13 protein-coding genes and 1 pseudogene are annotated in these 14,024 nt (G+C 50.3%); 2 read left to right on the forward strand and 12 right to left on the reverse strand.

The features are described 5' to 3' along the window. Window positions 1–46: 46 nt before the first annotated feature. The 10 genes and pseudogenes from ACTQ3K_RS07725 to ACTQ3K_RS07770 all read right to left on the reverse strand — a co-directional run. The gene (locus tag ACTQ3K_RS07725) at window positions 47–1,231 is read right to left on the reverse strand and encodes a pyridoxal phosphate-dependent aminotransferase (RefSeq protein WP_441566906.1); all 1,185 of its coding nucleotides are present in this window, start codon (window positions 1,229–1,231) and stop codon (window positions 47–49) included. 105 nt (window positions 1,232–1,336) lie between these two features. Further along, a complete protein-coding gene (locus ACTQ3K_RS07730) occupies window positions 1,337–2,602 on the reverse strand; it encodes an aminotransferase class I/II-fold pyridoxal phosphate-dependent enzyme (protein WP_441566904.1) in 1,266 nt (421 codons plus the stop codon). A gap of 113 nt (window positions 2,603–2,715) precedes the next feature. Next, on the reverse strand, window positions 2,716–3,513 hold the full coding sequence (gene proC, locus ACTQ3K_RS07735; protein WP_441566902.1) for a pyrroline-5-carboxylate reductase: 798 nt from the start codon (window positions 3,511–3,513) through the stop codon (window positions 2,716–2,718). 10 nt (window positions 3,514–3,523) lie between these two features. Continuing rightward, window positions 3,524–4,093 (reverse strand): SMC-Scp complex subunit ScpB, encoded by a 570-nt coding sequence (scpB, locus tag ACTQ3K_RS07740; RefSeq protein ID WP_441567009.1) that lies wholly within the window; start codon window positions 4,091–4,093, stop codon window positions 3,524–3,526. A gap of 104 nt (window positions 4,094–4,197) precedes the next feature. Next, window positions 4,198–5,001 carry a segregation and condensation protein A gene (locus tag ACTQ3K_RS07745; RefSeq protein ID WP_441566900.1) on the reverse strand — a complete coding sequence of 268 codons (804 nt, stop codon included), beginning with the start codon at window positions 4,999–5,001 and terminating at the stop codon, window positions 4,198–4,200. Window positions 5,002–5,021: 20 nt separating this feature from the next. Beyond that, complete coding sequence (locus tag ACTQ3K_RS07750) at window positions 5,022–5,921, reverse strand: metallophosphoesterase (protein WP_441566898.1); 900 nt, start codon at window positions 5,919–5,921, stop codon at window positions 5,022–5,024. Window positions 5,922–5,955: 34 nt separating this feature from the next. Next, window positions 5,956–7,425 (reverse strand): ATP-binding protein, encoded by a 1,470-nt coding sequence (locus tag ACTQ3K_RS07755; protein WP_441566896.1) that lies wholly within the window; start codon window positions 7,423–7,425, stop codon window positions 5,956–5,958. Next, the gene (locus tag ACTQ3K_RS07760; protein WP_441566894.1) at window positions 7,422–8,102 is read right to left on the reverse strand and encodes a response regulator transcription factor; all 681 of its coding nucleotides are present in this window, start codon (window positions 8,100–8,102) and stop codon (window positions 7,422–7,424) included. The genes ACTQ3K_RS07755 and ACTQ3K_RS07760 overlap by 4 nt, the downstream gene beginning before the upstream one ends. A 283-nt stretch (window positions 8,103–8,385) precedes the next feature. After that, window positions 8,386–8,931: a DUF5662 family protein gene (locus tag ACTQ3K_RS07765; protein WP_441566892.1), complete on the reverse strand. Its 546-nt coding sequence runs from the start codon at window positions 8,929–8,931 to the stop codon at window positions 8,386–8,388. 128 nt (window positions 8,932–9,059) lie between these two features. After that, window positions 9,060–9,488: pseudogene (locus tag ACTQ3K_RS07770) on the reverse strand (Lrp/AsnC family transcriptional regulator); the annotation flags it as partial. A gap of 222 nt (window positions 9,489–9,710) precedes the next feature. On the opposite strand from ACTQ3K_RS07770, the gene ACTQ3K_RS07775 reads away from it, so the two are divergent. Further along, the gene (locus ACTQ3K_RS07775; protein ID WP_441566891.1) at window positions 9,711–9,947 is read left to right on the forward strand and encodes a chorion class high-cysteine HCB protein 13; all 237 of its coding nucleotides are present in this window, start codon (window positions 9,711–9,713) and stop codon (window positions 9,945–9,947) included. A gap of 185 nt (window positions 9,948–10,132) precedes the next feature. Here the strand turns inward: ACTQ3K_RS07775 and tsf are convergent, their stop codons facing one another. Together tsf and rpsB are read right to left on the reverse strand one after the other, a co-directional pair. Next, window positions 10,133–11,068 (reverse strand): translation elongation factor Ts, encoded by a 936-nt coding sequence (gene tsf, locus ACTQ3K_RS07780; RefSeq protein ID WP_441566889.1) that lies wholly within the window; start codon window positions 11,066–11,068, stop codon window positions 10,133–10,135. Window positions 11,069–11,107: 39 nt separating this feature from the next. Next, window positions 11,108–11,839, reverse strand: coding sequence for a 30S ribosomal protein S2 (rpsB, locus tag ACTQ3K_RS07785; RefSeq protein WP_441566887.1), 732 nt, complete (start codon window positions 11,837–11,839; stop codon window positions 11,108–11,110). Window positions 11,840–12,148: 309 nt separating this feature from the next. Between rpsB and ACTQ3K_RS07790 the strand changes: the two genes are divergently transcribed. Further along, entirely contained in the window at window positions 12,149–13,903 is a 1,755-nt protein-coding gene (locus tag ACTQ3K_RS07790; protein WP_441566885.1) for an ABC-ATPase domain-containing protein, read from the forward strand. Window positions 13,904–14,024: the final 121 nt, after the last annotated feature.

The raw sequence follows: 14,024 nt of genomic DNA on the forward strand, positions 1-14,024 counted from the left end.
CGACTGGCGGATCTGGATGACGGTGCCCGGAAGTCTTTCTCTTCTTTTATTTATACAGCTCTGCCAGCTTTTTAAACGCTCCCAGAGACCGTTCGATCATCTCTGTCTGAACACAGTAGGAGATCCGCACATGACCGGGGCAGCCGAAGTCATCGCCGGGCACCAGCAGAAGATCAAACTGCTTTGCTTTTTCACAGAAGGCATTCGCATCGGCCTCCAGCGCGCGGGGAAACAGATAAAATGCTCCCTGAGGCTTAACACAGAAATATCCCATTTCAGTCAGTGCGTCGTAGAGCAGATCCCGGTTTTTCCGATAAACAGAAATATCAGACGTCATGCCGGTGCAGGCTGCCGCCACACGCTGGAACATGGCAGGGGCACACACATAGCCCAGGACACGGCCGGCGCCGCAGACTGCCGCATATGCCTTCTTTGACTCCTCCATCTCATCGGGCACAACTATATAACCGATGCGCTCACCGGGAAGGGACAGGGATTTGCTGTAGGAATAGCAGACAAAGGTGTTGTCATAATACTTTGTCAGATACGGAACCTTCACACCATCATAAGCGATCTCCCGGTATGGCTCATCGGCGATCAGATAGATCGGATGACCATACTGGTCAGACTTTTCTTTTAAAATCTTTGTAAGCCGGAGGATCGTTTCTTCTGAATAAACCACGCCGGAGGGATTATTGGGGGAGTTGACAATAATACCCTTCGTATGGGGATTTAACATCTTCTCAAACTCCTCAAAATTGATCTGAAAACGCTCGATGTCCGCAGGAACCACAAAAAGCTTCGCTCCGGTTCCTTCTACAAAAACCTTGTACTCCGGGAAGAACGGCGCAAACGTGATAAACTCATCTCCTGCTTCCGCAATGGCCTTAAAGCAAATGCAAAGAGAAGCAGCTGCGCCGACCGTCATATACAGGTTATCGCCCTGAAATGAGGTCCCATGAGCCTGATTAATGGCCTCTGCAATCCGTTCCCGTACACCGGCATCCCCCTGGGCACTGGTATAACCATGAAGCATCGCCGCATCTTCTGTCTGTGCCAGACGGACAATCTCATCTGTCACTGCCTGAGGTGCAGGAACATTGGGATTTCCAATACTGAAATCAAAAATATTCTCCCTGCCTACAACAGCGGCCCGTTTCTTTCCATATTCAAAAATTTCCCGGATCGTGGAGCGGCGGCTTCCCAGCTCCACCATTTTCTCTGCAAACATCGTTCTCCTCCTGATTTTATGATCTGATTGATTTTCCGGTTCTCAAAATCAGGAACCTCCGTATGTGAGCCATACGTCAGGTTCCTGATCTTTTATTCCGCTATATTATTCTGCTAAAAGCTTCTCCACGCCGGCCAGCTTCACGCACAGGCAGAACAGATGGATAGCCTGATCCAGCTCCTCCAGAGTCGGATACGTCGGCGCAATTCGGATATTGGTATCCTGAGGATCGTTCTTATAAGGCCATGTTGCACCTGCGCCGGTCATCTTGACACCTGCATCCTTGGCAAGGGCTACCGTTCTCTTTGCGCAGCCGGGAAGCGTATCCAGTGCCACAAAATAACCGCCCTTAGGGCTTAACCAGGTGGCAAGACCGGTTTCTCCAAGCTCTGCGCTCAGAGTCTTTAATACCATATCAAACTTGGGACGGATTGCTTCACCAAGCTTCTTCATGTGGGCACGGACGCCTTCTGCATTCTTAAAGTATTTCACATGGCGAAGCTGATTCAGCTTGTCAAACCCAATGGTCTGAACACCCATGTGTTTCTTGATCTCTTCCACATTAGCCGGGCTGGAAGCCATGATGGCAATGCCTGCGCCGGGGAAGGTGATCTTTGAGGTAGAGAAGAAATACATCGGACGATCCTCATGACCGGCATCCCTGCAGGCCTTGAAAATATCCTTTAACGCTACCTCTTCGTATACATGATGAACACCGTAGGCATTATCCCAGAAGATCCGGAAATCCTTTGCCGCCGTCTTCATCGCTGCCAGACGATCCACCGTTTCATCGGAATAGCATACACCGGTAGGATTTGCATGAAGCGGTACACACCAGATTCCCTTGATGGTATCGTCCTCAGCCACCAGCTTTTCTACTACATCCATGTCAGGACCTTCCGAAGTCATGGGAACCGGAATCAGTTCAAAGCCCATAGCTTCCGTCACGCCAAAGTGACGGTCATATCCGGGGCTGGGGCAGAGCCATTTTACCTTAACATCCTTCCAGGGCTTCTCACCATGGGTTCCGAACAGCACCAGACGGACGATCTCATCGTACATCAGGTTCAGGCTGGAGCTTCCACCGACAATGATCTGGTCTGCCGGAATTCCGAGGAGTTCCGAAAACAGCTTCTTTGCTTCGGGAATTCCGTCAAGCACCCCGTAATTTCTCGCATCAAGACCAGACTCCGTATGGTAATCATCCAGCGCCTCAAACAGATCATTACTAAGATCAAGCTGGGCTGCTGCCGGCTTTCCTCTGGACATATCCAGGGAAAGACCCTGCGCCTTATAGTCCTCATAGGCTTTTACCAGTTCCTCGTGAAGGCTTTCCAGCTCTGTTCTCGTCATCTCCGTCACTTTTTTCATGTCTTTCTCCTTCCTGGCAGTTGTTTTCCCATTTCCTTTTTATATTTATATTCCTGAAACAATTCAGCGCCCGGGGCACATTTTCTCTTGACGCTGAATCATTATCTGCTGATTTACATTCCCTTCGCCTTTTCCGCACACGCGATCATAGCCTCTATAAGACTGCTCCGAAGCCCCTTTTTCTCCAGAACACGAACTGCCTGGATCGTGGTTCCTCCGGGAGAGCATACCATATCCTTCAGGGCTCCCGGATGAAGTCCGGTCTCCTGAACCATCTTTGCTGCCCCCAGCATGGCCTGCGCCGCAAATTCATACGCCTGCTTTCTCGGCATGCCAAGCGCTACCGCGCCATCTCCCATGGCTTCGATCACCATGAACAGATATGCCACTGCGCTTCCGCTGACCGCGATCACTGCCTCGCTCATGGTTTCCGGAAGGATCACTGCCCTTCCGAAGCTCTCCAGGATCTCCATGACCTCAGAAAGCTCCTCCTCTGTCACCTCCGGGCTGGGCGAGACCGAGGTAACGCCCTCTCCCACCAGTGCCGGCGTATTGGGATTACAACGAACAAATTTCAGTTTTCTTCCAAACTGCTCTGCCAGCCAGCCGAGAGACTTTCCCGGTGCAATGGTCAAAATGATCTGATCGTCTGTCACCACATCCCTGATTTCCCCGATCACCAGCTCATAAAACTGGGGCTTCACCGACAGAACAATGATCTTCGATTCCTTTGCCACTTCCCGGTTATCCCGCGTCACACAGATTCCCCATTGCTCCTTTGCCCGGTCCAGGGCGCCCTGACTGCGGTTGGACGCATAAATTTCCTCCGGTGCCACCAGCTTTTTCCCGACGATCCCGCCAATCATAGCGCCCGCCATGTTTCCACAGCCAATAAAACCAATTCGTTTCATGTCGCTCCTCCTACAGATCCAGCTTTAACTGAACCTCTTCCTCTGCCTCCTGCTTGAACTCTTCGACCTGCTCCGGCCGCATGGACGGAAGCTCCTCCAGGGAAGTCACGCCAAAACTCCGCAGGAAATCCTCTGTTGTTCCAAACAAAATGGGGCGGCCCGGCACATTCATTCTGCCTACCTCTTCCACCAGATTATATTCCACCAGCTTGTTGACCGCATGATCAGACTTCACCCCACGGATCTGCTCGATCTGCATTTTCGTCACCGGTTGTTTATAGGCTATGATCGACAGGGTTTCCAGAAGCACATCGGTCAGCACATACTTTTTCGGCTGGGATGCCACCCGGATCAGATTTTCATAATACTCCGGTCTGGTGCACATCTGAAACGCGCCGTCCAGCTCAATGATCTTCATACCACGTTTCTCAGCGTCATAATCATCCGCCAGGCTGTGTACCAGCTTTCTTGTGGTTTCCTCGTCCTGCTCCACCGCCAGTGCCAGTACTTTCAGCTCCACGGATCCGCCCATGGCAAACAGCACTGCTTCCAGGATCGTTTTTGCTTCCCTGATCTCCATAGATTCCTGCCTTTTCTGTTCCGCTTTTTCTATCTCTGTTCCGAAGCCGGCACCTTCTCCGGCTCCTCCTGTTTTTTCAATCATCTTCCTTACTTTCAATAATTCTACGCATCAATGTTGGCGGCAATCTCCTCCGCCAGCTCATCCGTGTTCTCAATAAGCTCCTGTGACGGCACCATGAGGAAATCCTCCTCTTCCGTCTCCTTTAAGGTCACGACCCCCATCTTCATCAGCTCCAGCACTGCCAGAAATGTCACCACCAGTTCGATTTTCCCCGACTGCGCCGAAAGAAGCTCCCGAAAGGTCAGATCCCGCCTCGCCGCGGCCAGCCGCAGAACCTCCACGATCTTCACCGATACACGGAATGGTTCTTTCTCAATTTGTCCGAATTTGGAACGAACCGGATCAATGAGGTTTTCCTGTCGTTTTAACACCGACTGGAAAATCGTATTGAGCTTTGCCAGGGTCACCCCCTCCAGAAGCTTCGGAAGATCTACCGGCGGACGATATTTCGCCACCTCATCCGGAATCGTCTCCGGCTTATAGATCATGCGCTCCGCATCCGTCTGACGGTCTTTCAGCTCACCTGCCATGTATTTATACATTTTATATTCCAGGAGCCGTTCCACCAGTTCCTGTCTGGGATCCTCTTCTTCTCCCTCCTCGTTAACCTCTGCAGGAAGAAGCATCCGCGACTTGATATCCAGAAGCGTTGCCGCCATCACCAGAAAGTCGCTGACTACATCCAGATCCTCCTTGTCCATGGCCCGTACATACTCCATATACTGATCCGTGATCTCGGCAATGGGGATATCATAGATATTCACTTTGTTTTTATCAATCAGATGAAGCAGCAGATCCAGAGGTCCTTCAAAGGCCTCCAGCTTTACCGACAATACCGGCTGCATGACTTTTCCTCATTTCTTTTTCATTCTCTCTGCGTCCCCTGCTCCTTTGACGCCCGCAGTGTGACCACCGGGACCTCCGAACAGTTTCCCAGCCGGAAATTCACCGAATGGGTTCCAAGACCGCCGCTTACGATCATGGTTTTTCCGTTTTTTGTATACTTTCCACGGCTGTAACAGGGGAATGGACGGAAGTTCGGGGCAATCACTCCGCCTAACAGAGGCAGACGGACCGTTCCTCCATGATAGTGTCCGCTGAATACAAGATCCGCGCCCCATGCCGCATAATTCTTAAAATAACAGGGACTGTGAGCCAGCAGGATATGGTACTCATCCTTTCCGGCAATCCCCAGCGTCTGTTCCAGATAGTCCTGCTCCAGAGGCGGCTGTTTAACCTTCTTATAGTAATGCCGGTCCAGATCCAGCCCGGTGATAGTCAAAGCGTCCGCACCGTCGCGCAGTGTCAAAGAAACATTATCAAGCACTGTTACGCCGATCCGCTTCATTTCCTCATACCAGCGCGCATAGGCATCACCGTATTCCTCCGGCTTCCACCCCATTCTGGCCTCATGGTTTCCCAGCCCGTAGTAGACCGGATAACGGTATGCCAGACGTTTCATCAGATGAACCGTCTCCGAAAATATCGCTGTTCCATGCTTCGCCATGACCAGATCCCCGGCCACGATCACAGCGTCCGGGTGAATCCGGCGGATTTCCGCCAGCATACGATTATTCCGTCTTCCGACTCCGTTTTCATGAAGATCCGCCAATACTACAATGGTATATCCGTCAAAAGCTGATCCGATTCCCGGCGACTCCACCTCATACCGTGGAAACCGGACATGATTTCGTTCATAATGGGAACAGACAGCCGCCGCAGCTCCGGCAGCAATCACCGTTCCTGCGATGATCCAACCTATCATAAGCGCTCCTCTTCCCACCAGTATAACACGGCTTCTATTTACAGTCAAACTCGCAGAAGAATGTTACACCATCTGTTTCATTCCGGACTCCATAGGCACAGTTATGGGCTTCCATGACCGCACGCACAATGGAAAGGCCGATCCCGCTTCCGCCGTATTCTCTGGTTCTGGCCTTGTCCACCTTATAAAACTTATCCCAGATCCGTCCGAGATCCTCTTCAGGAATGGGCGTTCCGGTGTTCCGCACCTCCAGATGGGCCTTGCTGTTTTCTTTCTTCACACTGATCCAGATCCGTTTTTCTCCTTCAATGTGATTCAGTGCATTTCCGATATAATTGCGGATCACTTCCTCCGCCATATATTCATCAGCCCAGATATAAACCTGCTCCGGGCTCTTTAATTCCACTTTTGCCTGTTTCTGTTCCACCATGATCCGGTAAGAATTGAGTACGCCCTCGATCATTTCGATCAGGTCAAAATGCTCCATGGAGATCTGTTCTCCGCCCGACTCGATCTGATTCAGGGTCAGCAGCTTCTTCACCATGGTATTCATTTTCGCCGACTCGTCCATGATCACATCGCAGTACCAGGCCATGGACTCCGGATCATCATTGATTCCCTCCTTTAAGCCCTCTGCATAGCCCTGGATCAGAGCAATGGGTGTTTTCAGTTCATGGGACACATTGGATAAAAACTCCCGGCGCATCTCATCCGTTTTGGTCTTCTGCTCAATATCCCGCTTCAGCTCCAGGTTTGCTGTTTTCAGATCTTGAATGGTTCTTTCCAGCTGCTCGGACATGTGGTTCATGCTGTCTCCCAAAAGCCCGATCTCACCCTTATCCTTTCCTTCATACCGTGCAGTGAAATCAAGCCCTGCCATGCGCTCCGCCAAAGACGAAAGTTCCAGAATCGGCTTTGTCATGTTCCGCATCATAAACCACGCTGCAATCAATCCTGCTGCTGCCACGGCCACAGTCACATAAATATGAAACTGATTGATCAACAGGACTGTCTCCGAAATGCTTTGAAGCGGCACCCGCAGAAGAGAAAACCCTCCGTTAGAGTAGGACGCAAACATCTCCATATAATAGGCATCCAGAGTACTGTCATAAGTCTTATTGATCTGATACTGGCTGGTCTCCTTGATTTTTTTTACTGACTGATTTTTTCCCAGCACATAAGCAAACAGATCATTGCCTCCCCGAACCAGATTATTTCCCGATGTGGAATACAGCAGGTTCTGGGAGGAATCCCAGTAGATGATATCCACATTGAAATTCTCCTTCACCTTCCAGAGATAATGCTTCATCTCATCGGTAACCGTTCCGTCCTCATTTTCCAGGCTCTCGGCAATTTTTTTCTGTGCTTTCTCCAGCGTCTCCTGCTTGCGCTGCATATAATATGGCTCCAGACCAATGTTAATGGCGATCCAGCTCGCCAAGATCACCGCCGCCACAGTCCCGGCCAGAATCATCATATATTTGACCCGGATCCTGTTTTTCATTCCTTATCCACCTCGAATTTATATCCCATGCCCCAGACCGTTTTAATATAATCTCCCTTGGAACCAAGCTTGCTCCGCAGCTTCTTCACATGAGTATCAATGGTTCTTGCATCTCCGAAATAATCATAATTCCAGACATGATTCAGAATATTTTCTCTGGAAAGGGCAATTCCCTGATTTTCCACAAAATACGTCAAAAGCTCAAATTCCTTAAAGCTTAAATCCACCGGTTTTCCGTCCACAGTCACCTGGTGGGCTGCTTTATCAAGAACGATTCCTCCAACCTGAACACTGTCAGTCTTTACGGTTCCGCTCCGGCGCAGCAGCGCCTCCACCCGCGCAACCAGGATCTTCGGGCTGAAGGGCTTTGAAATATATTCATCAATTCCCAGCTGGAATCCCTGAAGCTCGTCCCGCTCCTCACTCTTGGCCGTCAGCATGATGATCGGCACCTGAGAATACTGGCGGATTGTTTTCACTGCCTCATATCCATCCATTTTCGGCATCATCACATCCATGATGATCAGACTGATGTCCTTTTGCTCAAAAAAGAGATCCACGGCCTCCTCGCCGTCTCCTGCTTCCACCACAACAAAATTCTTCTTTGTTAAGAAATCACTGACCAGCTTCCGCATTCTGCTTTCATCATCTACCACAAGAACCTTCAGTTTTTCCATATTGAAATTCCTCCTTTTTCGGAAGTTTCTCTGTTCTTTTCGTTCTTCACATATGAAGCTATTTTATCAGACTTACCGACGGTTTTCCATAGTTTCTGCGGGAAATTCACGCAAGTTTCACAATCCCGGAAACGCCGTCCGGCCGGCCCTGTCTCACGCTCCGCTTCAAAGTTCTTTCAGCCAGCCCTGTCTCACGCTCTCCCTCAAAGTTCTTCCGGCCAGCCCTGTCTCACGTTTCACTTCAAAGTTCTTCCAGTCAGAAGCTGCCGCTTCCGGATTTCTCCTAAAGCGGCAGTTCTTTTCTTCTTATGATATGCTTCCGGATATAACGGAAGGTTTCTTCTTCTCCTTTTTCTGCCAGCATGTGCAGAAGGATCTCCAGCTGACGGCGCGTTGTCGGATGGATCAACATAACAGCTTTCGACCGTTCGTAATATTCCAACGGACTTCGATCCGTATAAGCTTCTTTCTGATAGGTTTTAGATGCTGCGATCCGATCCATAAACATCTCAACCACATAGCGAACCGGCATTCTCATTCCACCCATCCGAAATCCGTTTTTCGGATCCACATCAATCCAGTATTCAAAATGGTGCTTATTACGGCCTTTATGATGCAGCCACGCTGAGGAATATCCTATTGCTTCCCGCTCAGCCGCATTAGGACTTCTTGTCCCCTGATAATATTTACAGCCAACAAAGAACTCCGCCGGACTATACTTGCTCATGTCATGAAGCAGACCCTGCTTATAAAGACCGACCCGAAAACAGTTTTTCATAACCAGGTACTTATGATGGCTGATCGTCTTTAAATGCTCCCAGGCTTTCATTCAACGGTTCCTCCGCCCTCATGTTTGGTTCTGGCAGCTCCATCTGCCTTTTTACCACTACCTTCCATTTTTTCGGATCCGTTTGCTTTCTTTCCTGCAGCTTCCTTTCCGCCATTCTCAGACTCCATGATCTGGATTCCTCTGGGCCCTACCGGTGTAGAAAATACGATCTGGGTACTGGTACGTCCATAATCCTGAAGCCGTCCGATAAACTGATCCAGCTCCACTGTACTCTTGAATGCTACCTTGATCAGCATGGAAAACTGCCCCGTCACGCAGTTACATTCCAACACATTCGGACACGCTTCTATAAATGGATAAAATTCACTTTTCTGCTTCGGCTGCACTTCCAAATTAATAAATGCCAGAATATAATATCCCAGCTTTTCCTCATTGACTCTGGCTGTGTACCCGGTGATGATCCCTGCTTTTTCCAGCCGTTCAATCCGGGCCGAGACAGCCGGGGACGAAAGATATGCTTTTTCTGCGATCACCTTTAAAGGTGTTCTTGCGTTTTTCTGTAAAATCCTGACAATCTGTCTATCAATATGATCCATCACGTTTTTATCCTCCTGTCGGACTACCTCTTCTATTATAGGGTGTTTGCTTATTTTTTTCAAGTATTTATATTAAAACGCTTAAAAAAATAAAACTCATGCAGAAGTTTTCTACCTTCCATAATAACTCTGAAGTATTTTAATCATACGTTGTATGCCCCGGAAACAAGGGCAAGCCTTCCACATATCCTATACTGTAATCTATCTTCGGAGGATCTTCCTATGAGTGATCTGGCAGCAACCAACTGTGGCTGCAGCGGCGGCTGCGGCGGCAACTCCTGCGGCAACAACCTGTTATTCCTGTTACTGATTCTTTGCGCCTGCGGCGGCTGCGGAAGCAACGATGGCTGCGGATGCGGCAGCGGCGGACTGTTCGGCTTCAATGGCTTCGGTGACGGCGGAAGCTGTAACTGCCTGCTCTGGATCCTGCTGCTCTCCTGCGTATGCGGCGGCTGCTAACCAGACAGTAAATGTGCTCCGGCACATTTCTTCCGGTGGATCGCCCCTGCGGCAGACATTTGTTTGCCGCAGGGCAGGTTCCGCCGAAAACAATTCTAAAATCGATACATATAAAGAGAGTCCCAACTGCAAGTAAACTTGCAATCGGGACTCTCTTCTATATGCGCCGTGCTTGTGCCAAACGCTTACATTCCAGCCTGAGCGGCTACCTCTGCTGCGAAGTCATCATTCTTCTTTTCGAGGCCTTCACCGGTCTCGTAGCGAACGAAGCCCTTGATGGAAACCTTTGCGCCGCAGGCCTTTGCTACTTCTGCAACATACTTGCCAACGGTCTGCTTTCCGTCCTCAGCCTTTACATATACCTGATCTACCAGGCAGATGTCCTTCATTTCCTTATTGATACGGCCGTTGATCATGCCCTCGATTACCTTTGCAGGCTTCTGGGATTCCTTGGGATCGTTCTGGATCTGAGCCATCAGGATCTCTTTCTCATGGGCAATATACGCTTCGCTGATCTCGCTTCTGTCCACATACTTGGGGTTCAGAGCTGCAACCTGCATAGCAACGTTCTTTGCCATCTCTTTGATCTCATCATTTACAACGTCAGTCTCAACGTCAACAAGAACGCCGATCTTGCCGCCCATGTGGATGTAATCCACGATGCAGCCGTTGTTCTCTTCGATCTTCTCAAAACGTCTGATCTTTAAGTTCTCACCGATTACGGCGATCTTCTCAACCAGAGCATCCTTAACCGTCTTGGAAGCGTCTGCCTTCCATGCCTCTGCCATGAAAGCGTCCATATCTGCTGCATCGGAAGCAACTGCCTGAGCAGCGACTTCTGCAACGTATGTCTGGAACGTTTCATTCTTGGCAACGAAGTCTGTCTCGGAGTTTACTTCAACGATTGCTGCCTTATTTCCGTCAATCACAGTCTTTACAAGACCCTCAGCTGCGATTCTGCTTGCTTTCTTTTCAGCCTTAGCCTGTCCGTTCTTTCTCAGGAACTCAACGGCTGCTTCCATATTACCGTCGTTGGCTGCCAGTGCCTTCTTGCAGTCCATCATGCCGGCGCCGGTTTCTTCTCTTAACTCTTTTACCATTGCTGCTGTAATTGCTGCCATAATCTTACATCCTTTCTTTCGGTATGTCCGGAAAATTCTTTATGCCTCTGCGTTCTCCTCAGCCTCTGCAGCTTCCTCGGTTACTTCCTCGCCCTGCTTTGCTTCGATCACAGCGTCTGCCATCTTGGAAACGATCAGCTTAACGGCACGGATTGCATCATCGTTGCCGGGGATTACATAATCCAGCTCTTCGGGATCGCAGTTGGTATCGCAGATACCGATCAGCGTGATTCCCAGTGCGTGAGCTTCCTGTACGCAGATTCTTTCCTTCTTGGGGTCAACGATGAAGATTGCATCGGGAATCTTCTTCATGTCCTTGATACCGCCAAGGTTCTTCTCTAACTTCTCAAGCTCTTTCTTCAGAGCGATAACCTCCTTCTTGGGAAGTACATCAAAGGTTCCGTCCTCCTGCATCTTCTCGATAGCACGAAGTCTCTGGATACGGCTCTGGATGGTCTTGAAGTTGGTCAGCATACCGCCGAGCCATCTCTGGTTTACATAGAACATACCGCAGCGCTCTGCCTCTGCCTGGATTGCGTCCTGAGCCTGCTTCTTTGTACCTACGAACAGGATGTTTCCGCCGTTTGCAGCGATATCAGCAACAGCCTTGTAAGCATCGTCTACCATGCCTACAGACTTCTGAAGGTCGATGATATAGATCCCGTTTCTCTCGGTGTAGATATAAGGAGCCATCTTAGGGTTCCATCTTCTTGTCTGGTGTCCGAAGTGTACGCCTGCTTCCAGCAGCTGCTTCATAGAAATTACGCTCATGTTTTTTTCCTCCATGTGGTTTGATCTTCCGCAGATTTCCTTTTTCCCCGGAGACTGCTTTCGCAGCACCATCCTGAGAATCCATCTGCGTGACATTTTTTCAGCCTTATCATTTTATCATAAGGCGTCCGGAAATGCAAGTATTTTTTCAGCCTGTCATCTTCCATTCCTGTTTATTTTCCCTTTTTCGCTCTTGCCTGATGACGCGGATTTGCGTTAAAATAGAAATCAGTATGCGGCAGAGAATCTGCTGCCGGAAAGGAGTATGGCTGAACCGCCTGACATAAGGCGCTTATGCCGTAAACGATCATGAAAACATCCGCAGATCTGGAGCAGATGCTCCGAGACATCGACCGGAAAAGCTATCCGGCCTATAAAACGTTAAAAGGAAGCTATCGGTTCCATACTTATATTCTCTCCATCGATCACGTCCAGGGGGATCCCTTTGGTTCCCCCTCCCGTTTAACGATCCGGATTGACGGAAAAGCGGCCGGATTCTCCGAGGAGCTCTGGATGACACCTGACAGGATGTGTGCATTCTGTGATTTTCTTCTCCGCAGGTTTGAAAAGGCCGTCCTCCGTTATTCCTTCCAGGCAAAGGGCTCCGGAAAAAGCGGCGCCATCTTTACCACCCGCTGTGGCCAAACCGTTCTTCGCCGCACAGGCTGCAGCATGGAGGGCAATACGATCCTCATGCGCTTTGAAGTCGGTTTCCCGGCCAACGGGCGTACCATCAATGCCAAAGAGCTCCGAAAGATCCTCTTTGACTATCTGCCCCGCTGTGCCAGCGATGCCCTGTATAAACGAAATACCGATGAAAAAGCACTCATCGCAGCCATTGAGCTTTATGAAGATCAGCAGGCGCTCCGCCGGTATCTTTCGTCCCATAGCCTCTGCGCCTTTGTAGCAGACGGATCGATTCTCCCCCGAACCAGCGGCGTCTCCGACACACCGTTAGCCCATGCTGTTCCCTTTAAAAGCCCGGCTTCTCTCTCCGTCACCATTCCCCTCCCTCACTGCGGATCTGTTAACGGCATGGGCATCCGGCGCGGGATCACGCTGATTACCGGCGGCGGCTATCACGGAAAATCCACACTGCTAAAAGCTCTGGAAGCCGGTGTCTATAACCATATCGCCGGAGACGGGAGGGAATTTGTTGTGACCGACGCTTCCGCAGTCAAGCTCCGTGCTGAAGAAGGAAGAAGCGTCCGGAATGTGGATATTTCTCCATTCATCAATCATCTTCCGGGCGGTAAGGACACTACCTGCTTTTCTACCGCCGATGCCAGCGGAAGCACCTCCCAGGCAGCCGGTGTTATGGAAGGGATCGAATCCGGTTCCCGTTTATTCCTCATTGATGAGGATACCTGTGCAACCAACTTCATGGTGCGGGACGAGCTGATGAAGCGGGTTATCGCCCCTGATAAAGAACCCATCACGCCGTTTCTTGCCCGGATCCGCCCCTTATTTACCGACCTCGGAATTTCCACGATCCTGGTTGTGGGAAGCTCCGGTGCTTTCTTTCAGCCGGCAGACTGCGTGATCCAGATGGACCAGTATGAAGCTCACGATATCACCGAACGGGCCCACGAGGAAGCCGAACGGTTTTATCAGACCGGTGCGCTCTCAGACGGACAGAAAACAACCGCTGAAGCAGAACCCGGCTCTTCCAGAGCCTTTTCACCCGGTTCGGAAACGCACTTCCCGTCTGTCCGCCTTTCCCGTTCATGGAAAACACGAAATAACCGGCACGGCTCCGCCCTCCGCCCGGTAAAGATCCGGACGCAGGGAACCGACGGTTTCTCAATAGACAAAGAGTTTGTCGATCTCCGTTATGTGGAGCAGCTCAGTGATGAGGAACAGGTTCGTGCCCTGGGCCATCTGCTCCTTACCTTTCTGGAACAGCCTGCCTCAGACAAGCCGCTGGCAGACCGGCTAACGGCTCTGTATAAGCAGGTAACAGACGACGGTCTGGAATCCGTCACCAACCCCTCCTGTCCGCCCTTTATGGCCATGCCAAGGCTGCAGGAGCTCTTCGCCTGCGTAAACCGGTTCCGTGGATAAGCATTTTCGCTTTTGTTCCGCTCCCGGCATTTCTTTTCTCTTCGCTTTTCATACTTCTGCCCTGTCCAGACACAGAAGCGGAACCCGGTGGATTCCATTATTCACGATCTCCACGGGTTCC

This window comes from Candidatus Paralachnospira sp. LCP21S3_A2 (genome assembly GCF_052118925.1).
Classification (GTDB): domain Bacteria; phylum Bacillota; class Clostridia; order Lachnospirales; family Lachnospiraceae; genus Lientehia.